Below are 22,460 nucleotides of genomic sequence, written 5' to 3'. Positions count from 1 at the left end.
AATCAATAATGATTTAACTGGCGAGTTCAGCAGCAGCGGCAGAGAGTTCATCCAAGTGATGATCCAGTGTTTTGAGCTGCAATTGAAGCGCTAACATCCCTGAAAAATTATCTATTAAATCAATATCGTAATCAGTGAAATAATGTTGGCTTTCGAGGCTATCAGCGTAAATTACCGCAATGACCTCGCCGTCGAGTTCAATAGGATAGGCGAATGCTGCTTTGATTTGCGCCTTTTGCACACTGTTTCGATCTTTGAGGGTTTGATGAAGTTGGGCATTATTCACAACATAAGGGCGCTTGTGCTCTATAGCGGCATTTATGAGTGTCGATGTGCCATCGAAGTCAGTCGGATTTAGCCAGCCCGGAAAGTCAGTTGCGAGTGCGAGCTCGCGTCGGTCATTGAGTAAAATCACTGCGCAGCGATCACTGCCAAGTATTTGCGCTAGGTTAAATTGCAACGCAGGGAGTAAGGCATTTATATCGTTTGTCGTGCGCCACTTGCCCTGCAACGATCGCAGTTGGCGTTGACTCCAAAGGCGTCGGTTGAGGTTAACAGTCAACTCTTGTGCAGTCTTCGCTTGCAGCACACAGGTTACTGAGCCTACTTGAAAAACTAAGCGCTGTTCCAAGTGAAGCTTTTGCTGCCGATTATCGAGGTAGGTCAAGCCGTTGGTACTATTCAGGTCGTGGATGCACCACTGGCCATCTTGAAAGCTGATCAAGCAATGTCGCCGCGATACTGTTGGGTGGTCGATAACGATATCGCAGGTTGTCGCTCGGCCTACCACGTAAGATTTGGCCTCGAATAATGAAATTCGAGGCGCAAATCTGTTTTGGAAGACACAATCAAAAATAGCAGGCATCAGCGTTTACCTGATTCGTAAGCTATAGCGAAGGGTATTCGCCATACTTAGAATCCGACCACGGATGTTCTCAAGATCACCGGTCGAACGCCACACATCTGGATACAATGAACCGTCGTCGGCATGCATCAATTGAATAAGGGCATTGGTGGCCTGTAATGCTTGTTGATAATAGCCATTCGAGATTGCCGTTTGAATGTTAGATAGTGCATCGTTTAGCGGTTGGCTTGCTACTAAGGTAAGCGAGCTAGAAATAGTGTTTACGTAGTTTGCTAGGCGTGCGACTTTGGTCGCGATCACAGTATTTACGTCACGCAAGTCAGCGACAATTATGAAGTCAGAGAACTGACCACCATTGGTGCGGACGCGATAACTTCCAGAACCCGTCATGGTGGTAATATCTTCAAAATCACCGTTGCCATGGGCGTGGAACATCCTTAGAGGAGAACCCGCGGTGTAGTGCAAAGACTTGGTATAAAGTTCAATCTCGTAGGCACCGCTAAAAGAAAAGCCCTTAGTTGGATCGGGCTCGACAGAGATTAATACTGGAAACGCAGTGGGAATACCGGTTAGCAGAGAGTCTGGCAAGCGATTCAAGATCGAGAGATCGTTGACATCAATTAGCTGTGCATTAACGGTAAAGTTTTGTGCCGTAAGGCCTACAGCATTTTCAAACTTAATCGTTAAGTCAAAGCCAATGAGCTCGGTCAACTGTACCGAGGTTTCGACTTTATTGCTCTGCGGTTGGATCGTTAATTCTAAAACTTCCGCACGACTATTCATGGAGGCACACATAAACAGTAGCGCCGTACAAAAGCCAACGAACGTTTTACTGTAATTTGTTGGTAGCATACAAAACCCCTCGTGTGCGTAACATTTTGTTACATTCGCTCTTTGACCATACTCTTTTCCGGTCAAAATGTCACCACTTTAAATAGAAAAGAAGGGGCTCAAGTGAGCCCCTCAGTAAGTGGACATCCTGTCCTGACTACATTCCATAGTAGTTGCTGAACAACCGTCCTATAGTGACTGCGAAGCCAGCGCGACTGATTTCAGTCGTCGGTGCAAAGCGAACTTCTAACTGCGGTTCAAGATCGAACGGGCCTTGATTTACGGCAAAGTTGACATTGAGTAGTGAGTAGTCGAGCGCAGTTTGTACATAACCCTTCAAGTGAGCTGGAATCAAGTGTTGATCAGCCAGCACCAGGGTTTCTCCGCGATAGTCAAAGGTAATATCTGAGTTGCTGTCAAAGGCTTGAGCTTGTGCTTCGAGACCGAGCGTTTGTACTAGCGAGTAAGCCAAATCCAATTTTTCCACACCACCTCGCGGGTTGAAGCTGCCATTATTGGTCAACATGACAGGTGCTTGCACTTGGTTACTGTCTTTTAATGCTGCGCCACTGACTGAAACCGCTTCGGCGAACGCGATAGAGGATGCGTTTACATCGTTTAAGTTTGGTTGTGCTTCGTTAAGCAGGTCACGATACTGGCGAATCGCGCCACCCATAACCAAATACTTAGCTAAGTCCTCACGCTTCAACGCTTGATCTGGACGGAACTTACCGTTGCGATAACCATCCATCAGGCGTTCCGCGACCGCGAACTCGATGGCATTCTGCTGCGGGTGACCTTCGATATCATCCACGCCTTCGTAACCACCACTTAGTTCAAAGCTTACGGTGCCGCTGATGACTTCGGGCACACCTGGGCCATTGGTCACATCTAATGGATCGGGGTCGACACCTGAAAGTGATGTTAGACCATAAACGTAGACTTGCCATGTCCCGGCTTGACCAGGCGCAGAAACACGCATGCCGGTTTCCAATACGGGTAGGGTTAAGTTACCAAAGTACTCGGTGCCATCTGGGGCCACTAAAACAAGTTTTGTGGTGTTGGCTAGCGTTTCAGCGCTAGCTTTTACCCAAGCAACATCTTCTCCAACTTCAAAACTGAAGGTTTCAGGTTCACCAACAGGAGCGTACAGCACTTCAAAGTTTTCTACGCGGTCACTTGGGGTGATCAAGGCATTGGCATTGAAGCTGTTCAAGTTATTTACGGTTTGCGCATAGTCCATGTCATAGTTAAGAGCTGCTGAGACAGCCGCTTTCGCATTGACATAGCCGGCGCCGACTTCCCATTTTTCATAGCCGGGCATGTTGGTGGCCGTTTCTTGGAGTAGGCGCTTGATTTCTAACAATGATAACGTTGGATTGGCTTCCATCATTAGCGCAATGATGCCCGAAACGTGAGGCGTTGCCATAGAGGTGCCTGAAATCATCGTATAGAAAGGCACATACTCGGTTTCGATGGCATCTAAGTCAGCATCACCGCCGTTAGAAACGAGGTTGGTGCTGGCGCGGGTTGAGATGATGTCAACGCCAGGAGCAACGATGGTCACCTCGTTGTTGTACGTCCACTGGCTGCCATCTGGCATGGTGAATGTACCGCTTTCACTTTTCAGGCCGCGCGATGAAAAACCGGCGAGTTGACCAAATTTATCGCCCGCGCCGACAGACATGCCCCATGGAATTTGGGCGTAAGGATTGTGGCTATCTTCACCTGGACCCGAGTTACCTGCCGCAAAGACAGACAAAATACCAAGTTTGTATGCTTTGTATGATGCGATGCTTACGGGGCTGTCAGGGCTAAATTTACCGCTTGAACCCCAAGAGTTACTCATAATGCGAATCGGAGAGTTAAAGGCATACACGTTGCTTAAGGCGTAGTCATAGCCGCCTACTGCATCGAGAATTGACAGGCCCGCACCAGAGCCATAACCAACAAGCTCAGCATCCGGCGCCGCACCCATATACTTACCGTCAGACATCACGCCTGAACCTGCGATGGTGCCGGCAACGTGGGTTCCGTGACCAACGTTGAGGTCGGTATTGATCTGACCTTCTAAGACGAAACCGTCAGTGGGAGCGACCAAACCAATAGCTTGGGCATGTGTTACGGCTTGCACATTTTCGACCACCGTATCACCAAAGAACAAATCTTGGTGGCTTGCATCAATACCAGAGTCATTGACCATAATAGTCACGCCTTTACCGGTAAAAGAGGTGCCGTTCCGCTGCACAAACTCATTACTTTGCAGTTGCTCAACGCCGGTAATCTTGCGCGCATCAGCGTTGTAGTATTCAAGCTCACGGTTTAACCAAATAGAGCGAACACCGTCTTGTTGCGCTAATGTCGCAATTTGTTGTGGCGTGGCGACGACACCGATAATGGGTAGTGTAGAGAATTGCACACCTTCGGTAAGTCCAAGATTAAGTAATTGCTGGATCTGTGACTCGGTGACGGGTTCCATCTGATCATAGGTAACGACAGCCATCACGGTGTCGGTAACTGCCAAAGTTGGTAGTTTTGCTTGTAGTTGTTCACCGATGACAGCTTCAGCCATAGCCTGGCCAGGTGCTGCGGCTAAGGTTAGGGCTGCTATTGTTGAAAGAGTAAATTTTTTCATTGTCCGGTTGTCCTGTATTGCTGATTTTTGTACAGAACAATCTTCGAATGAATACTGCTGAGTTTCTATGAGGGAGATCCCCCAAAGTTCTAGCTACAAAAAATTAGATTTGGCAAGAAGTTTGGACGCTTTGATTGATCTGGCGCACTGATATTCGTCAAAAAATAAGCGTATAATCTCCTTATATCTTGTGGAAATAGCTGAGGGCGGTGTACGGTTATGGAGCAGAAAGTTAAAGTCATGGCGGCGGATAAAGTTAAGATCCAACGCCCCGATCCAAACAAGAAAAATAACGACTACTCGCCTCGTAGCCGTATTTATGTGCGTGATGTGAAGGGTAAGCTTGAGTATTTCCGTCGCATCTTCGGCTTTCTCTTACTCTTTGTTTTTGCTGCTATTCCCTGGCTGCAATGGAACGGTGATCAGGCGGTGCTGTTAGATATCGCCAACCAACGCTTCCGCATCTTCGGTATGACGCTGTGGCCACAAGACCTCACTATTTTAGCTTGGATCTCTATTGTTGCTGCGTTCGCACTGTTCTTCGTGACAACACTGTATGGCCGCGTCTGGTGTGGGTTTATGTGTCCGCAAACCACCTGGACGTTCATCTTTATGTGGATTGAGAAAAAGTTCGAAGGTCCACGCAATAAGCAAATCGCTTTAGACCGTCGCCCTTGGGATTTCGATAAGGCCTGGCGCAAAACGGGTAAGCACGCAGCATGGCTCTTGGTCGCCCTACTTACTTCTATGACATTTGTTGGCTATTTCACCGACGTTAGCAACTTATTCACGAACTTTTGGACCTTTGATGTCGGCTTTTGGGCGATATTCTCGGTACTGTTTTTTACCTTCTGTACCTATGGCAATGCGGGCTGGATGCGGGAAATCATGTGTACCCACATGTGTCCTTATGCACGTTTTCAGTCGGCGATGTTCGACAAAGATACCGTGACCGTTTCGTACGATCCGAACCGCGGGGAGCCGCGTGGTCCGCGTTCACGCAAGGCCGACCATAAGGCAGAGGGGTTAGGTGATTGCATTGACTGTTATATGTGCGTGCAGGTCTGCCCGACCGGTATCGATATTCGCAACGGCCTACAGTATGAGTGCATCAACTGTGGCGCCTGCGTCGACGCGTGTAATGACGTGATGGACAAAATGAACTACCCGCGTGGGCTGATCCGTTTTACTACCGAACGCAACCTGAAAGGTGGGCGTACCCGTAAAACACGCTTCAAAGCCGTGGGTTACTTTGTGGTGATGATTGCCATGACGGCGCTATTGATTTGGGATATCTCAACGCGCAAGCCACTCGAAGTGGATGTGCTGCGTGACCGCAATCAACTGTATAGCATTAGCATGGACGGTTGGGTGCAAAACGTTTACACCTTGAAAGTCTTAAATAAATCGCAGCTACCGCAGACCTTCACCATCGAGGTTGATGGTTTCGACCGCACCCAGCTGAGCGGCAATACTACGGTAACCATTGACGGTGGTAGCATCGCCACGGTGCCGGTTACTTTGGCGGTACACCCTGACGATGTGACGCAGCGGGTGCATGATATTCGCTTTGTCGTCACGAGCACTGATGGCGAAGTCACAGAGCAACACGAAACGAGTTTCCTCTATGAGTAATAGTGAGGACGTTCAGCACATGGATGCTGCCAGTGACTTTAGCTTTTCGGGGCTAACGCCAGATTTAATTGCCAATGCGCTTGCTAGTGTCGGTGTTGATCCAATGTCAGGTCTGTTGGCGTTGAACAGCTACGAAAACCGCGTTTACCAATTCGTAGCTGATGACCAAAAGCGTTACGTTGCTAAGTTTTATCGACCGGCGCGCTGGAGCAATGAACAGATCCTTGAAGAGCATGCATTTACCGCCGAGCTGCTCGAAGAAGATGTGCCCGCAGTAGCGCCATTGATACTGGATGGTGCCACTTTGCACCATTTCGAAGGTTACCGTTTTAGTGTCTTCCCAAGTGTTGGTGGTCGCGCTGTCGAACCGGGAGATGTCGATCAGCTTGAGCGTATTGGTCGGCAAATCGGGCGCTTGCATGCGGTGGCCCGACAAGGTGAATTTAAACATCGAAAGCATCTGACCGCTGACGATCATGTCAGCGCTTCGTTGGTCACCTTAAAAGAGACCTCGCTTATCCCTGAGAACTTGCAGAGTGCCTTTTGGGCCATTGCCGAGCCTTTAAGCGAGCAGCTCATGCACGTCGATTTCAGTGGTTTTGACCAACAACGTTTGCATGGCGACTGCCATATTGGCAATATGCTGTTGCGTGATGACCTGCTGACCTTTGTTGATTTTGATGACGCGATGACCGGGCCAGCGGTCCAAGATTTATGGATGATGCTCGCCGGAGATGATCGGCAGCAACGCTGGCAGCAACTTGACGCTTTAGTCAGCGGTTACGAAGAATTTTGTGATTTTGATGAGCGAGAAACGCAATTGATTGAACTCTTGCGCGGTTTTCGCATCATACACTACATGGCGTGGCTGGCGCGGCGTTGGGAAGACGCAGCGTTTCAACGTGCATTTCCGTGGTTTGCGGAGCAACGTTACTGGGAGCAACAAGTGTTAGCGCTCAAAGAACAGTTTGCTGCATTGCAAGAAGCGCCACTGGAATTACGTCCAAATTTTAATTTTTGAGTAAATAAATACAGGAAATCAACCAATGAAGAAGTTGTTGTTTGCCGTTTTGGCTTTGATGATGTTCCCAGCCGCAGCGCAGCAGTTTGAAGAAGGCGTGCACTACGAAGTGATCGCTGAACAGGGCACTGAAAAGCCGACCATTACCGAGTATTTCTCGTTCTTCTGCGGTGCTTGCTACCGTTTTGAGCCGATTGCCCAAGCCATGGACGAGAAGTACCCAGAGGCATTTGAAAAGTCGCATGTATCGTTCATCAACTACAAAGGCCAAGGTATGATGATGAACCAAGCGTGGGCATTGGCACAGCGACTGGGCAAAGAAAAAGAAATCGCAGCAGCGATTTTCCAGCGCAACTTTGCGCAAGGCAACATGATTGGCAGCAAAGAAGACTTTGAAGCTATCTTTGCAACCAACGGCGTTGATAAAGCTGACTTTGATAAGATGATCAATAGCTTTGGCGTACGCGGCATGGCCAACAAAATGGACCGTGAAGCGTCAAACTACGGTGTGAACTCAACGCCGACCTTCATCATCAACGGTAAGTACAAGTTGATCCCGCAAGGCTTCAGCGAAAGCCAAAACTTCGCCGACGACTTTATTGCTGCGGCGGGTTATCTGCTCGAGAAATAAGTTTCTCAATCACCTCATCTTTATGCTGCCAGCGTTGGTTTAACCAGCGCTGGAAGCGTGCTTTAAATTCCTCGTCATTAAAGTAATCGCCAATCAGCTCAGGCTGCATTGGAATGGTTTCGACATTCACGTAAATATCTCTGAGTTGCCCGCTTAACAGGAGCCACACGGCTGGACGTTTGTTCGATGGGTACACAATCGTAATATCCAAAATAGCGTCGAACTGCTCGCCCATGGTTTGCAAAGTGAAAGCGGTACCGCCAGCTTTAGGTGGTAACAGGTGCTTAAACGGGCTGTTTTTACGTTGGTGCTTTTCCGGCGTAAAACGTGTGCCTTCGCAGAAGTTGATCACTGTGGTGGGAATATGCCGAAACTTGGCGCACTTCTTTTGCGTGGTGGCAATATCACGTCCTTTTAGGTGCGGCTTGCGAGCAATTTGCTCGCGGCTGTAACGCTTCATAAAAGGCATATCCAGCGTCCAACAGCCGAGGCCAATAATCGGTACCCAAAACAGTTGCTGTTTTAAGAAAAAGCGCGGCATCGGCATGTTGCGCGAGGCCAAGTGCATGAGGACTAGAATATCGACCCAGCTCAAATGGTTGCACAAGATCATGTACCAGCGGTCGCGGTGCAGCTGGGCATCGCCGTGAATATGCCAGTGCATCGGTTGCGTCAGCCGGAACATCAGCGACATCGCGTAGCCCCACAGGCGAAAAAGCCCGTTGGCAAAGGTCGAAAGCCCGCGTTGCACCACTGGAATAGGGAGTAATAATTTTGGTAGGCCGACTAAAATCACCAACAGACCAATAATCGCGGTGGCGAGCGCACCGAAAGTGAAGTTAATGATGACCCGAAAAGGTGCTAACAACAGCGTGAGCATAAGAGATCCCGACCAGTTAAGTATCATTTCATCATACGGAAATTAAAGGGCAAAGCTCAACTTTAATTCAGTGCTGAATGTGTAGCGGCAAACTTGCCAGTGTCGAAAAAAACAGCTACATTATACTGTATATTTATACAGTATTTGCGAGGTTGTTATGGCACACCCTTTACAAGAGTTGGTGCACAAAGGATGGGTCTGGCAGGGCCGCGAGGCTGCAGAGCAATTAGCACCAGATCAGTTAGTGAGCAGTGGTTGGGCAGAGTTGGATCGGCGCCTAGGTGGGGGCTGGTTGCGCGGAGCTGTGCACGAAGTCCAGGTGCAGCATCATTTTCAAGGCGAATTGGCATTGTTGCTGCCGGTGCTGCTGGAGCAAACGAAACCCTGCTTGTGGCTGAATCCCCCTTGCCAACCGTACTGGCCAGGTTTGCATTATCAACACCTCAAGCAAGCACCGTTATGGTTGCAAGAAAAGGATCAAAAACAAGCGTTGTGGGCCTTCGAGCAAGCTTTGCAAAGTAAGGCGCTAGGCGTTGTGGTGGCATGGTTTGACAGTATTGACGCCAGTGCCGTGCGACGCTTGCAGCAAAGCGCAGCTAAGCATCAGCAGCTTGCCTTTGTGATCACGCCTTGGCAACAAACCACCGAAGCTCGTGCTTATGTGAATCGTTTGCAGCTCAGCTGGGCGGCTGAGCAGTTGCAAGTCGCTGTATTGAAGCGCCGTGCCGGTTGGCCATTGCCCGCCTTTCCCTGCAATATTGAACGCCACCTACCAGAGCGCCGCCGGTTGTCAGCATGAGTCAGACCAAGCTTTGGTGGTATTTGCATGTGCCGCAACTGTTGCTCGACGAGCAGTTGAGTCTGCAGAGCAAAGCGCAGCAGCAACAACCACAGGTGCTTTGTACCAGCGACGGTCAACACCGGCGCCAGGTGGTGCAAGCGAATCGTGCGGCAGTCGCTGGTGGGGTGCGTTTGGGCATGGCCGAGGTAACAGCGAGTACTTTGCTCCCTGACTTGCAGCAGCGCGACTATAACGAAGCGCGTGAAACGCAGGTGTTACGGCGGCTAGCCCAGTGGTTGCATCAGGATATTGCACAGATTGCGCTGTATCCGCCACAAGGTTTGCTGCTCGCCGTGCATGATCTGCAACGTATGTATGGGGGCTATGCTGGGGTGCAGCGGCAATTGCAACGGCGCTTGCGTGGTATCTCTGTGCAGTATGTTGTAGCAGCGGGTTATAGCCCGTTGGTTGCACGTATTTTGGCGCAGTCGGGTAAAAATGTGCTGAGCACCGAGAAAGCTGCCTTGCAGCAGGCACTTGGTCAGGTGCCCATCACGCAAAGTCTCTTACCGCCACACCAGCAACAGCAGTTGCAAGATGTCGGTATTGAACAACTCGGGCCGCTACTCGCATTACCTGTTGCTGAATTAGGTGCGCGCTTTGGCCGCAGCATGCTGAGTTATATGGCGCAACTCAAAGGAGAACTGTTGCCACCACAACAATGGTACCGCCCGCCTTTGCGCTTTCGTGAACGCTTAGACTTACTGACCGAAGTCGCCTCTTGGCAACAGTTGCTCTTCCCTTTGCGGCGCTTGCTACAACAGCTCGAGGCCTTTTTACAGGTACGACAATTAAGTGTGACCGAGCTGGCGCTGATTGCCCACCACCGTGATAAGCGGCAAACCTTTGTGCGAGTGGCGTTCGCCCTGCCCCTGTGGCGACAACGTGACATGCTGCAATTGGTGCAGCTGCAGCTGGAACGCCAGCAGCTTAAAACTCCTGCTTTAGAGTTAAGCCTACGAGCCGAAGACTTTAGCGCCCGTGAAGCGCAACACGGCAGTTGGTTGCCAGCGCAGCAAGATGCGCATGCGCAGCGCAACGAACAACGACAGCTACAAGCATTAGTGGGCAAGTTGCAGGCGCGTTTAGGTGAACAAGCCGTGCAGCAGGCACAACTGGCGCAGGACTGGCGCCCCGAACGGGCACAATACTGGCAAGCGAGTGCCGTCGATGAACAACCAACAGCAACGGGCGCAAACCTGCCGCGGCCGCTCTGGCTATTGCCCGAAGCCGAACCGATTAATGTCAGCGACTGGCAACTGCAATGGGGGCCCGAACGCTTACAAAGTGGTTGGTGGGATGGCCAAAGCATGGTGCGTGACTATTTTATTGCGCTTGATCGCTGGCAGCGCCAAGGCTGGATTTACCGCGCTTGTGTGAACGAGCAGAGCGCAAGCAACGAACAGTGGTATTTGCATGGCTGGTACAGTTAACCGCAGCGTATCGTGGCGACCAAGTGCACTGAACTGTGTCACCAATTACAGCTTTTTATATGGTGCCGCACACCCCCACGAGTACATTGAACGCGCAGTGCAGCTCGACTACCGGGCAATAGCCATAACGGATGAGTGCTCAGTGGCAGGCGTGGTGCGTGCGTTTGTGGCAATGAAAGCAGTCACCGCTGACTTAACGTTACTGATAGGAAGCTTCTTTGTTGTGCCAGAAGTCGGCACTTTAATTGTGCTTGCACGCAATCGACGTGGTTATGGACAGCTTTGTCGCTTAATTAGTTTAGGCCGTAGCCGCTGCGCTAAAGGCAGCTATCAAGTTTGTATTGATGACTTTTTACAGGGCCTCGATGACTGTTTGCTGCTATGGCGGCCACAAGAAAAGCGCTTTAGCGAGCAAGTAACGCGGTTGCGACAAGCCTTTCCTGAGCGCTTATGGTTAGCCTATGCCCGCCATTATCATGCCAATGATAGAATTGAAGTCCGCACGTACCAACATTATCAGCGTATTAGTCAGCTCCCCGTTGTTGCTGTGGATGAAGTGCTTTATCCACAGGCCGAGCGACAAAAACTACATGATGTGATGACCGCGATCCGTCATCGGCAAACCATCACCGAAGTGAAAGCGCAATTACGGCCCAATGCTGAGCATTATTTACGTTCGGCGGCGCAACTACAGCGTTGCTACCCGTCGCAATGGTTACATGCGGCAGACGGGATTGTCGCGCAGTGTGACTTCAAGCTCAGCGAACTTAGCTACGAGTACCCTGCTGAGCTCGTGCCCGAAGGTCTTAGTGCAACGGAACACCTTCGCCAACTCGCTTATGCAGGTGCGAAACAACGATTTCCTGAAGGGTTACGCAGTGACGTGCAAGCGAAACTGGAAAAAGAGCTCAGCCTTATTGCCGAATTAAAGTACGAATATTTCTTTTTAACCATTCACGACATTGTGCAGTTTGCCCAACAGTGCGGGATCTTGTATCAAGGGCGTGGTTCAGCCGCAAATTCAGTGGTGTGTTACTGCCTGCAAATCACCGCGGTCAATCCTGATCAAATCGATGTGTTGTTTGAGCGCTTTATTTCAAAAGAACGTGATGAACCACCTGATATAGATGTGGACTTTGAGCATCAACGCCGCGAAGAAGTTATCCAGTACATCTATAAGAAGTACGGTCGTGACCGTGCGGCGTTGGCGGCTACGGTGATTCGCTATCGCTTACGCAGTGCGTTTCGTGACGTGGGCAAAGCGCTCGGTTTTAATGAGCAAGAACTCGGCCACTATTTGCGCCAAATCGATCGGCGTGATCAAGACACGCCTTGGCACGCGCAGTTGGCGCTCTTGCAAAAAGGCTTGCCAGAAACGGAGCGCGGGCGGTGGTTGTTACAACTGACCGAAGAGTTAAGAGGGTTTCCCCGCCACTTATCACAACACGTTGGCGGCTTCGTTATTGCTGCCGGGCCGTTGGCAGACCTAGTACCTATTGAGCATGCCAGCATGGCCGATCGTACGGTTATTCAATGGGACAAAGACGATCTGGAAACCTTAAAGCTGATCAAAGTGGATGTGCTGGCGCTGGGAATGCTGTCGGCCTTGCGCCGGATGTTGCAACTCGTCGCTGAGCATTACCAGCGGCCTCTCGATTTAGCGACGATTCCGACCGAAGATCCGAAGGTTTACCAAATGCTGCAACGGGCCGACTCGGTAGGCGTGTTCCAAATTGAATCGCGGGCACAAATGAACATGCTGCCACGACTGCGCCCCGCTACCTTTTATGACTTAGTGGTGCAAATAGCCATTGTGCGCCCCGGCCCGATTCAGGGGGATATGGTGCATCCTTATTTGCGTCGCCGTGCCGGTGAAGAAGCGGTGACCTACCCCAGTGAAGAGGTGCGGCAAGTCACCGAACGAACTTTGGGTGTACCGATATTTCAGGAGCAAGTGATTAAACTGGCGATGGTCGCTGCTGGCTTTAGCGGTGGTGAAGCCGACCAGCTACGACGCGCCATGGCCAACTGGCGTAGCACGGGCGAATTACAGCAATTTGAGCAGCGGCTTATTGCCGGTATGCAAGAGCGCGGCTATCGACTTGATTTTGCCCAGCGTATTTACCAACAAATTTGTGGTTTTGGTGAGTACGGCTTTCCTGAGTCGCATTCGGCCAGTTTTGCCAACTTAGCTTATGCTTCGGCGTGGTTTAAGTACCATTACCCTGCCGCCTTTTACTGCGGGTTGTTGAATAGCCTGCCGATGGGCTTTTATTCTGCCGATCAGCTGATTCAAGATGCGCGGCGTCATGACATCGCCATTTTACCCGTTGATATACAAACCAGTGCGTGGCAGCACCAACTCGTACCCATGCAGAATGGTATGGCTTTGCGGCTAGGGCTGTGTTTAGTGCGTGGGTTAGTTGAAAAGCAAGTGCAGGTACTGCTGGCGCAACGCCCTGCAAACGGCTTTGCTTCGTTAAGTGCGTTGCGGCAGGCGGGTGCCAGCCCGGCACTCTTGCAGCGGCTCGCCGCCGCTGATGCATTGAAGAAAATCACGGGACACCGCTATCAAAGTCAGTGGCAAACACTGGCAGAGCAAGCGGAGCAGTTGCCCTTATTTGCGACTGTCGAGAACAGCATAGCGACAACACCACAAGCCTCAATAACACTGGCACCGCCATCGGAAGTCAAAGACCTTGCCGCCGACTACCGCGTGCTCGGCGCATCCATTCGACGTCATCCACTCGCTTTATTGCGTGAAAAAAAGCTCTTACGCGGCGTGCGCACAGCTGCCGAACTTGTCAGCTGTCGGCATCAGCAAATCGTGCAAGTAGCCGGTTTGGTCACTTGTCGGCAACGCCCCGGCACGGCGGGCGGCGTTACCTTTATTACCTTAGAAGATGAAACCGGCATGGTGAACGTGGTGGTGTGGCAAGCCACGGCCCGCGCCCAGCGACAAGAGTACCTCACCGCCAAACTCTTAAAGGTCGTTGGTACAGTTGAAATTCATGGCGAGGTGATTCATGTGATTGCCGGCCGTTTAGAAGACGGAGCGCCATTGCTGGCGCAACTTGAAATGGAAGGTAAGCGTTCGCGTGATTTTCATTAAAAAGATAGACGAAGCTATAGCTCAATAATCATAAAGATAATTAACAAATTTGTTGATATGTTTATCGTATTACATTATTTTGAATAAAAAATTAGCAGGAATGTAATATGATTTTGGTACAGGGACGTCTACTCGCCGTTGCGTTATTGTTGTTATTTTCAGTTCTGACATCAGACTCGGTCGCTGCGCAAGGGTGTTTTGAGCCGATGGCCATGTCGACCACTGAGTCAATGCAAACATCTAGTTTTGGGTGTGAGGATGAGGTGGCGAGACCAGGTCCAGTTAGCTCGATATCAGCTTCTCCGACAACAAGCAATGACGGTAATTTCACCGTGTCATGGTCGGCTGCTTCAAATATGGAAACAAGTGGCTTTAATTCGTGGGGCTATCAACTCAACGAATACAAAAATGGCAGCCTGACACAAACATTTAATTTATCTCCTACAGCAACAAGTCACAGTTTCTCTGATAAATCAAACGGCTCCTACTATTATACGGTGAGAGGGTGTAATCAAAGCTTAGGTGTACCGCTTTGTGGCTCCACAAGTAGCGCAAGTAATACGGTCACGGTCAATCTTGTTGTGAGCATGCCTAGCTCCATTTCCGGACCGACCTCAACCGATACCGACGGAGCTTTTACCATTTCGTGGGGCGCTTCAGCGACGTCGTCAGTTACGTATGAACTACAAGAACGATTTAAGCCCTATGGAGCGAGTAGCTACCAAAATTGGGTGTCCGTTTATTCAGGTAGCGCATTATCAAAGTCACGCGCAAGTCGCGCAGATGGTGAGTGGGACTACCGTGTTCGTGCGTGTGGTAGTTCGCTATGCAGTGATTATAAGGTCATTTCCCCTAAAATCACCGTGCTTAAAAAGCCTTCAGCGCCAACGAATGTTTCGATTCCCTCATCTAGCGCAAATGGTAGCTACACGCTCAGTTGGTCAGGGTCGGTAGGTCAAGTAACACGGTATGAGTACGCCGAAAGCTCGAACTTTAGTTCATGGGTGTCGGTATCTACCGCGACCTCGAAAGCATTTTCTGGGCGTCTCGATGGTAGTTGGAGTTATCGGGTGCGCGCTTGTAATGCTTCTGGGTGTAGTCCGTACGCATCGTCCAGTACTGTAACTGTCGCCCATCCAACGCCAGCAGCCCCAAGTCAGGTTACGGCACCGGTTGAAACTTCGCTAGCGACTTATGCTATCAGTTGGGATGCAAGTACCTCGTCCTATGTTGACCGTTATCAGTTTGCGAGTCGCCATGAATCAGGTAACTGGAGTGCGTGGTCGAATGCAACAGGAACCTCGGGCAATGCTACAGTTGATCAAAGCGGCAACTGGACCCATAAAGTCGTCGCCTGCAATGTGTTACCCGATGGTTCAGCTAAGTGTAGTGCTTCAGCGACCCTTTCAAATACTGTAAATGTGCAGTTGCCCGCCCCATGGGCGCAAGCAGGTGGCACGGTTTCAGATGATCTCTCAGGGGCACTCTTCAGTCTCTCTCACGATCCAGAAGTTGGCGCTGTTCAAGCAGAGCCAGGGGTTTCGGGAGGTGCTGCAACTTACCGACTGCCGATTGCGGTGCCGCCGGGTCGCAATGGAATGACACCGTCTGTAGCCCTGAGTTATTCATCTCGAGCCGGAAACGGGGTCGCAGGTGTCGGTTGGAACATTACTGCCGGTGGCAGTATTCAGCGCTGTGCGGCAACGCCAGCGCAAGATGGCAATCGTCTAGCACCGACTTTAAAGGCGACCGACAAGCTCTGCTTGAACGGCAATCGCTTGATGGTTGTTAGCGGTAGTTATGGCCAGTCTGGCGCCACCTATCGAACGGAGCAAGATCAATTTTTGCTTGTCATTCAGTCGGGAAGTTTAAATGGTTCATCTTCCTTTACTGTACGCTACCCGAACAATCGGATTGGCTACTTTGGTACCACAACTGACTCACGCCGAAGTGTTATCGGAAGCACTGTCACTGCGAGTTGGTCGCTCGCAAGAGAGCAGGACGCCTCGGGGAATACGATCGATTACTACTATACAGAACCCGTAGAAGGTGAACATTTACTCAGTGAAATACTTTACACGGGGTTTAATGCGACACCTGGAACGCGCAAAGTCACTTTCCTTTACGAACCCCGACCTGACACGTCTCGCCGCTGGCAAGGTGGCGGTCTTCGTGTGAGTACTCACCGACTACGCGCGGTTGCGACGGAAGTAAACCAAGCCCCCGTTCGTGAGTATACGCTTACCTATGAAAGTAGTGCTTTCACCCAGCGCTCGCTTTTGCGTTCGGTAACAGAGTGTGCTGGTGGTTATTGTCTTCCTGCGACACAGCTCTACACGCATGCCCCAGCAATGAACTGGCAGGCCTCGGATTCCAGTAGCGCAGCGAATCGAGCGCTGACACCGTCCGGAGTGACCGCTGGGCTCGATAGGGTTAAGCAAAAGGATCTTAATGGTGACGGCGTGCCTGAAGCAATTTACATGCACGCACAATTTGACAGCAATGACCAGCTCATCGGCTTTAATGTCCAAGTGTATTATCAAGATCCGGTTACCGGTGATTATTCTCTTGCCTACGATGGCCTCGATGATGGCACGGCGATCGGTAACGGTATTTATCATTATGATAGTGGTGACTTGAACCGCGATGGGATCACTGACTTTTTCATTGTAGATAGCAATCGCAACGTCTCGCTTTATCAGTTTGACGACAACTTGCAACAACTTCCTCTCATCAGTACAAACTTAATGGTTCCGCAGTCGTTCGTTGATGCACCTGCGTATGTCGGTCAAACCATGCAAATAGTAGACATCACGGGTGACGGGCACCAAGATATCGCCTATGTGGATAGCGATGATGTACTCTATTACTTTCAAAACATGGGTGTTATCAATGGCGCCCCTGAGTTTACCGGACCCTACGCTATCACTACGCTTGATACGTTTTATTTTAATGGCACGCAGCGCCAAAAACCGCGCTTCACTGATATCGATGGTGATGGTGTGCAGGACATTCTGTTAACGTGGCAAAACGGCGTTTCAAGTCAGGTTCTCGAGGTTGCCTTTGGCACCGTCACCAGCGCAGGGGCATATCAAGTTTCAAGTCCTTTGGACGCATCGCAACTGGGACTTCCGACAAACACTTTCTATAACGAGCACACGTTTGCGGATGTCAACGGTGATGGTCTCGATGACTTTATACGACCGGTGAAGGTTGCGGGCGGCTTTGACTGGGCGGTGCGTGAAAACAGAGGTGATAGAACCTTTGACAGTGAACGCCTTTTAGGAACTGCGTTGGGGATCCATGAACACATCGCAGTCGACTTAGCAGGGAACTATTATCTTCGTGTGCAGCCGCTTTGGGGGCGAGGACTTCGTGTTGCTGATATCGACAGTGATGGAGCGGCTGAACTCCTCGTCGCGACGGACAGTAGCGACGACGTATGTGTCGAGTTTACTGGCAATCCCAACTCCAGTGGGAGTTTTGAGCCCTATGGACTCATGGTCTGCAATGACGATATGCATGAGCGCAAGGCTGAGCTTTATAGCCACCCAGGCTCAGAGATCGATATTGACTTCGGGCGCTACGATATCCGGCGTTTTAACTGGAGTGTGATCGATGTTGCACAAGCGCCCTCAGGTTTGGCTGTAGGCCGAGTGCTGTCCGACGTTGTTAGTGCGCCAATGGTGTCGTTTGTGGATATCAACGGCAATTATACCTCGGGGCTGGCGATCAAGGACGTTAATAACGACGGTTTCGATGATTTTTCATACTCGGTGATGGCCAGCTATGCACAAGGCGCCTCGCAAGGCGAGCACATAACTGTCGCCGGTACACCTTATTACATGGCTACCTTAAATGTGAGCCATACAGACGCGAGCCCTTCGGTTGCAGAGGGGTATTATGAGCAATTGAACGACGCCACCATCGGTGTCAATAGCGGAAAACTTGTCGATACGAATACGCAAGTGGTCAATGGTCTTGGACACACCTATGAATGGGCTTACCACCCCCTGTCACGCCCCCTTGGAAATCGTGCGGGCGGCGCTTTTTATCAAGTTCCGGGATTCGGGATAAACGATGAACGTTACGTCACCAATGACGAAGCACAAGAGCACTTTTACTTCACCTCGTCGATGTATGTTGTCAGCGACACTCTAGAGTCAAATGGTGTCGGTGGCCTAAATGAGACCGAGTACAACTATCGTGAGGCGGTCTACAACGCAGCGGGCAGAGGGTTCCAAGGTTTTCGTCAGATAATTGTCGATACGAAAGCGACCGGGCGCCGTGCGGTCACTGACTTCCATCAGATCTTTCCACTGACCGGCAAAGTTGAGTCGCTATACACGTGTTTGATCAGTGATAATGACCTGTGCACGCAACCTTTAAGTGAAAAAACATACAGCTATGACAACACGATAACAACGGCAGGTGGCAGCGTTTGGGTGTATCCCACGGTTCAACAAGAGCGTGAGTATGCACTGAATAATCGTGGAACCGTACTGAATGAAAAAGTAACGACTGTCGCAGATGCGGACGTCGATGCCTACGGTAACGTCGCGGAAATGACGGTGATAACCGACAACGGATTCCATGAAGTGAAAACGACGATCACGTCGACGTTTGATAGCAGCTACACCACGAGCAGCAGCTGGTGGCCACACAAATTAAGTGCCCGCACGAAAAGCACCGAGACCTTATGGCGCGCGGCAAGCTCTGCACCCGTCTTACCTGAAGCTGATACAGTGCAAACGACTACAGTGAGTTATGGTTATGGGAATGGTGGTACAACTCATCGTAAGCCGACGAGCGTAACAACCACAGCGAGTGGTACCTCCATATCTCATCAAGTAAGCCATGTTTTCAATCAGTATGGGCTACCGACAAGCACGCAGGAAACCGGTAGTGGCAGCACCAGTGATTTAACCCGAGTGAATAGTTTTAGCTATAGTTCAGACGGTTATTTTGTGAGCAGTGCGACGAATGATAAGGGGCATCAACAATCGCAGGTTGTATCTGCAGCTCACGGCAAACCCTTAAGTGAAACCGATGCTAATGGTATAACGATAAACTATACCTACGATCCGTTTGGCCGCAAAACTGGGCAAACAGTACCTGGTGGTGCACCCATTGAAACGGGTTTAATTCGTTGCTATGGCTGTGAGAGCTCGGCGGCGAGCTATTATCAATTCACCCAGCAAGAAGGCAGTCCCTTGCAAAAAGTCTTTTTTGACTTGCTAAACAGGGAGCGTATGACGTCGGTCACTGGCTTCGGTGGAACGACGGTTTATACGCGTATAGATTACAATGCTCGAGGTGATAAGACCTTTGAATCGTTGCCTTCCTACAGTACTAATAGCAGCGATGGCACCAGCTTTTTGGCGTTTGACGCTTTGGGGCGAGTGACGCTTAAGGAAACCGACCGTGGGGAAAACGGCTGGATCACAACCCGTTATACGTATAATGGTCACCAAACCTCGATTGAGGCGACGGACGGCACGACGCTTTACATGAGCCGTACCTATGGGGGTGATGGAAAGCTCGTCCAAACCGTTGATGCGCGCAATGGAACGACGCGTTATGCGTACGACAGTGCAGGTAACCCAATTACCTTACAAGATGCCAAAAACGCGTCAATTTATGCTATTTACAATGGCTTCGGCCATAAAACCGAAGTGCGCGACCCGAACATGGACACTCGGATGTTTAGCTACAATACCTTTGGTGAGGTTGAGTTTGAAACCGATGCTGAGGGTGTCGTGACCCAGACAATTTATGATGGACTAGGGCGAGTTGTGACCCGTAAGGTTAGTGGTGCTGTGCAGGCGTCGTATACCTACGACACGCGTAGCGGCGGCATTGGCTTGCCGAGCAGCCACAGTGGCGGCGGGCAACAAGCTGCATTTTATTACGACAGCTTGAGCCGTATGGTGCAAAAAGAGACGACGATTGCTGGCACAACCTACACATCACGCACCGAGTTCGACAGCAATTACGGTCGCGTGAAGGCCATAGAGCATGCTAGCGGCATTAAGGTGGCGTATGAGTATGACCCTTACGGCAATATACTTAAGGTGAAAAACGCCGGCTCTGGGTTTGTCTACCAGGAAAATGTACTGTCGGATGCATTGCAAAATATTACCTATGCCGAGAAAAACAACGGCACCTTGTTTGAGAGCCGAACCTACGACCAAGTTTCGGGACAGTTGAAGCAGGTGAGCGCGGCGAGCGCGGTGGGCAATGAGCTGCATTATCTGGCGTACTATTACGGTCGCTTTGGTAACCTCGACAGCCAGACGATGGAAAGCAACAACGGTGCGATGAGCGTGACAGAGTCGTACAGTTACGACGATTTGCATCGTCTTACGGGTAGTAGCTTAAGCTCAGGTGGCAGTATTAGTTACAGTTACGATGCGACAGGGAACTTAACGCAAAAAAGTGACTACGCGAGCAGTATGACCTATGGCTCGAGCGGTAAAAGTAACACTGGCAACGCGGGACCTAACGCGGTGTTAAGTGCGACCTTGGTGGGCGGTGGCAGCACCAGCTTTAGTTACGACAATAACGGTAATCTTATCAGCGGAGCTGGCAAGACGATAAGCTACAATGCACTGAACAAGCCGACACAAATCACCGCCGGCGGCAGCACAGTTAACTTTGCCTACGACGCCAACTGGCAGCGCTTTAAAAAGACGGTAAGCGGCAACCGCACGGTGTATTACATTGATGATTCGGTGGAGGTTGAGCAGGTCGATGACACCACCATCACCCGCACCTTCATTGACGATGTCGCCATCGTCAAACGCACGAAGTATGCGGGTTTGTCGCTTGCCAGCCATGAAATCACCTACACACTGCGCGACCGTCTAGGCTCGGTGGTCACACTCACCGACCACAACAACAACATTCTTGAGCACCGCAGCTACGACCCATTCGGCAAACCGCGCTACGGCACCATGCTGCCAAGCAGCGCCGCAACGTTGTTTGATGTGGCTGGCGGCACACCGTTCACGCTACGCGGCTTCACCGACCATGAACACATTGACCAAGCGCAATTGATTCATATGAACGGTCGGGTGTACGATTACAACCTTGGCCGCTTTTTAAGCATCGACCCGTTTGTTCAGGCTCCCGGCAATAGCCAGTCGCTGAACCCGTACTCGTACATTATGAATAACCCGCTGGCGGGCACCGACCCGAGTGGGTATGCGCTTGTACAAGGCTCCATTGATTGTATTGAGAGCATGGCTGCATGCGCCACAGTTCTCAACGGCGGTACGCCAACCAAAAACGACTTTAGCGGCGCAGCTGCGAGTAATGGCAGCGCGCCATCGAGCGATGGCTCTGATAGCGATGTTGAGGCTGAGGAACTGGGTGCGCCTGGGGAGGTTGGTGCCAATCAAGACAGTTCAGGTTTTGGTGTTGATGATGCTGCTTCCATCGGAGTTGGATTCACACCTGCTGGCATAGCTGCCGATATATACACAGCTGCGACCGGTGAGGACTTCTTTACAGATGAAGAAGTTTCTGGAATTTGGCGCTGGGCTGGACTAATACCGTTTGTTAGTGAGGCTCGAAAGGGTGTTAGTGGTGCGGATGCTGCCATCGATGGCATTGCCTCTATGCGTAAAGGTGATGACGCAGCCAGAGAATTCTGGACTAGCTCTACTACATTCCAAGGTAATAAGGTTTATCAAAGAAGCGATTTAATCGACCCCAAACGTGTAGACTCAAGAGGTAGAAGCAATCTTCAGCGTATGCAGAAAGGTTTAGCTCCAATTGGTCCTGACGGTAAATCGATGAACTTGCATCACATGACTCAAAGGCAGCAAGGGGCCATTGCTGAGATGACTCAATCGTTTCACAAGGGTAATCACAAAACGATTCACATCACTCCATCCAGTATCCCTTCAGGGATAAATCGAAGCGAATTTAACAAATGGCGCACTGATTACTGGAAGAATAGAGCCAATGATTTTTAAGGGGTTGCAAACGTGAGTTTAACTAAATTACATAAAGCATTTGATTTGATAGAAGAGTTAGGTGGTGATTTTGATGGTGAGAAATCAGCTTCATTAATATCCAAAGCTGAAAAAGCTCTAGGTTTTGGGTTCCCCCCAACATACAAAGAGTTTCTGTTAACTCTTGGGTGTGGTGATGTAGAAGGTCTCGAATTTTATGGGCTTATCAATGAGAACTTTGAGGAATCATCAGTACCTGATGCAATTTGGCTAACTTTAGACGAAAGGAAGTCAGGATTACCAAGCAATTTGATGTTAGTTTCTTCAACTGGCGATGGTAATTATATTGCGTTAAAAATGGATGAAACCAATGGAGAGAATGAAAACCCGGTTGTATTGATTTCACCTTCTGGCGACATAATTGAGAAAGTAGCTGATGACTTTGGCTCGTTTCTTCTAAATGAGTTAGAGGCAGTTCTCTAATTTATTGTAATCCCCCCATTTTAAGCAGCAGTTATTCGTAGAATTAATGAACCGCTTGCGTTAATTGTTTGGGCGGAATGCCTCCGATGGCCGTGTTAGGCCGTTCGTTGTTATAAAGCCAAAGCCACTGAG

Annotated in this window: 12 protein-coding genes; 8 read left to right on the top strand and 4 right to left on the bottom strand. The window is 50.3% G+C overall.

Annotated elements, in window-relative coordinates:
• Positions 1-13: 13 nt before the first annotated feature.
• The 3 genes from CWE21_RS12545 to CWE21_RS12535 form a co-directional block, all read right to left on the bottom strand.
• Entirely contained in the window at positions 14-865 is an 852-nt protein-coding gene (locus CWE21_RS12545) for an FHA domain-containing protein (protein ID WP_126834786.1), read from the bottom strand.
• 6 nt (positions 866-871) lie between these two features.
• Positions 872-1,717 carry a DUF6689 family protein gene (locus CWE21_RS12540; RefSeq protein WP_126834785.1) on the bottom strand — a complete coding sequence of 282 codons (846 nt, stop codon included), beginning with the start codon at positions 1,715-1,717 and terminating at the stop codon, positions 872-874.
• Positions 1,718-1,853: 136 nt separating this feature from the next.
• Entirely contained in the window at positions 1,854-4,331 is a 2,478-nt protein-coding gene (locus CWE21_RS12535; RefSeq protein WP_126834784.1) for a S8 family peptidase, read from the bottom strand.
• A 219-nt stretch (positions 4,332-4,550) separates the two neighbouring features.
• Between CWE21_RS12535 and ccoG the strand changes: the two genes are divergently transcribed.
• The 3 genes from ccoG to CWE21_RS12520 are packed head-to-tail and all read left to right on the top strand — an operon-like array spanning position 4,551 to position 7,618.
• Positions 4,551-5,966, top strand: coding sequence for a cytochrome c oxidase accessory protein CcoG (gene ccoG / locus CWE21_RS12530; protein WP_126834783.1), 1,416 nt, complete (start codon positions 4,551-4,553; stop codon positions 5,964-5,966).
• Positions 5,959-6,987, top strand: a complete 1,029-nt coding sequence (locus CWE21_RS12525) for a serine/threonine protein kinase (protein WP_241970301.1) — start codon at positions 5,959-5,961, stop codon at positions 6,985-6,987. Before ccoG ends, CWE21_RS12525 begins: the two co-directional genes overlap by 8 nt.
• A gap of 25 nt (positions 6,988-7,012) precedes the next feature.
• The gene (locus tag CWE21_RS12520) at positions 7,013-7,618 is read left to right on the top strand and encodes a thiol:disulfide interchange protein DsbA/DsbL (RefSeq protein WP_126834782.1); all 606 of its coding nucleotides are present in this window, start codon (positions 7,013-7,015) and stop codon (positions 7,616-7,618) included.
• Here the strand turns inward: CWE21_RS12520 and CWE21_RS12515 are convergent.
• Positions 7,584-8,498, bottom strand: a complete 915-nt coding sequence (locus CWE21_RS12515) for an acyltransferase (protein WP_126834781.1) — start codon at positions 8,496-8,498, stop codon at positions 7,584-7,586. The two genes, CWE21_RS12520 and CWE21_RS12515, sit on opposite strands and share 35 nt — an antisense overlap.
• Positions 8,499-8,655: 157 nt before the next feature.
• Here CWE21_RS12515 and CWE21_RS12510 point away from each other — a divergent pair, with 157 nt between their 5' ends.
• From CWE21_RS12510 to CWE21_RS12490, 5 genes are all read left to right on the top strand, one after another.
• A complete protein-coding gene (locus tag CWE21_RS12510; protein WP_126834780.1) occupies positions 8,656-9,297 on the top strand; it encodes an ImuA family protein in 642 nt (213 codons plus the stop codon).
• On the top strand, positions 9,294-10,772 hold the full coding sequence (locus CWE21_RS12505) for a Y-family DNA polymerase (RefSeq protein WP_126834779.1): 1,479 nt from the start codon (positions 9,294-9,296) through the stop codon (positions 10,770-10,772). Before CWE21_RS12510 ends, CWE21_RS12505 begins: the two co-directional genes overlap by 4 nt.
• The gene (locus CWE21_RS12500) at positions 10,756-13,884 is read left to right on the top strand and encodes an error-prone DNA polymerase (RefSeq protein ID WP_126834778.1); all 3,129 of its coding nucleotides are present in this window, start codon (positions 10,756-10,758) and stop codon (positions 13,882-13,884) included. The genes CWE21_RS12505 and CWE21_RS12500 overlap by 17 nt, the downstream gene beginning before the upstream one ends.
• Before the next feature lie 107 nt (positions 13,885-13,991).
• Positions 13,992-21,866 (top strand): HNH/ENDO VII family nuclease, encoded by a 7,875-nt coding sequence (locus tag CWE21_RS12495; RefSeq protein WP_126834777.1) that lies wholly within the window; start codon positions 13,992-13,994, stop codon positions 21,864-21,866.
• Between the two features lie 12 nt (positions 21,867-21,878).
• Positions 21,879-22,328 carry an SMI1/KNR4 family protein gene (locus CWE21_RS12490; RefSeq protein ID WP_126834776.1) on the top strand — a complete coding sequence of 150 codons (450 nt, stop codon included), beginning with the start codon at positions 21,879-21,881 and terminating at the stop codon, positions 22,326-22,328.
• The last annotated feature ends 132 nt before the right edge of the window (positions 22,329-22,460 follow it).

The sequence above is a fragment of the Pseudidiomarina aquimaris genome (genome assembly GCF_003987395.1).
Lineage (GTDB): Bacteria > Pseudomonadota > Gammaproteobacteria > Enterobacterales > Alteromonadaceae > Pseudidiomarina > Pseudidiomarina aquimaris.
Note: the sequence above shows the minus strand (reverse complement) of the source record. Positions and strands in the feature narration are given on the sequence as shown.

Excerpts from the sequence above, each read along its gene's own strand:
- CWE21_RS12545 (WP_126834786.1), bottom strand. The coding sequence starts at position 865 with ATGCCTGCTATTTTTGATTGTGTCTTCCAAAACAGATTTGCGCCTCGA.
- CWE21_RS12540 (WP_126834785.1), bottom strand. The coding sequence starts at position 1,717 with ATGCTACCAACAAATTACAGTAAAACGTTCGTTGGCTTTTGTACGGCG.
- CWE21_RS12535 (WP_126834784.1), bottom strand. The coding sequence starts at position 4,331 with ATGAAAAAATTTACTCTTTCAACAATAGCAGCCCTAACCTTAGCCGCA.
- ccoG (WP_126834783.1), top strand. The coding sequence starts at position 4,551 with ATGGAGCAGAAAGTTAAAGTCATGGCGGCGGATAAAGTTAAGATCCAA.
- CWE21_RS12525 (WP_241970301.1), top strand. The coding sequence starts at position 5,959 with ATGAGTAATAGTGAGGACGTTCAGCACATGGATGCTGCCAGTGACTTT.
- CWE21_RS12520 (WP_126834782.1), top strand. The coding sequence starts at position 7,013 with ATGAAGAAGTTGTTGTTTGCCGTTTTGGCTTTGATGATGTTCCCAGCC.
- CWE21_RS12515 (WP_126834781.1), bottom strand. The coding sequence starts at position 8,498 with ATGCTCACGCTGTTGTTAGCACCTTTTCGGGTCATCATTAACTTCACT.
- CWE21_RS12510 (WP_126834780.1), top strand. The coding sequence starts at position 8,656 with ATGGCACACCCTTTACAAGAGTTGGTGCACAAAGGATGGGTCTGGCAG.
- CWE21_RS12505 (WP_126834779.1), top strand. The coding sequence starts at position 9,294 with ATGAGTCAGACCAAGCTTTGGTGGTATTTGCATGTGCCGCAACTGTTG.
- CWE21_RS12500 (WP_126834778.1), top strand. The coding sequence starts at position 10,756 with ATGGCTGGTACAGTTAACCGCAGCGTATCGTGGCGACCAAGTGCACTG.
- CWE21_RS12495 (WP_126834777.1), top strand. The coding sequence starts at position 13,992 with ATGATTTTGGTACAGGGACGTCTACTCGCCGTTGCGTTATTGTTGTTA.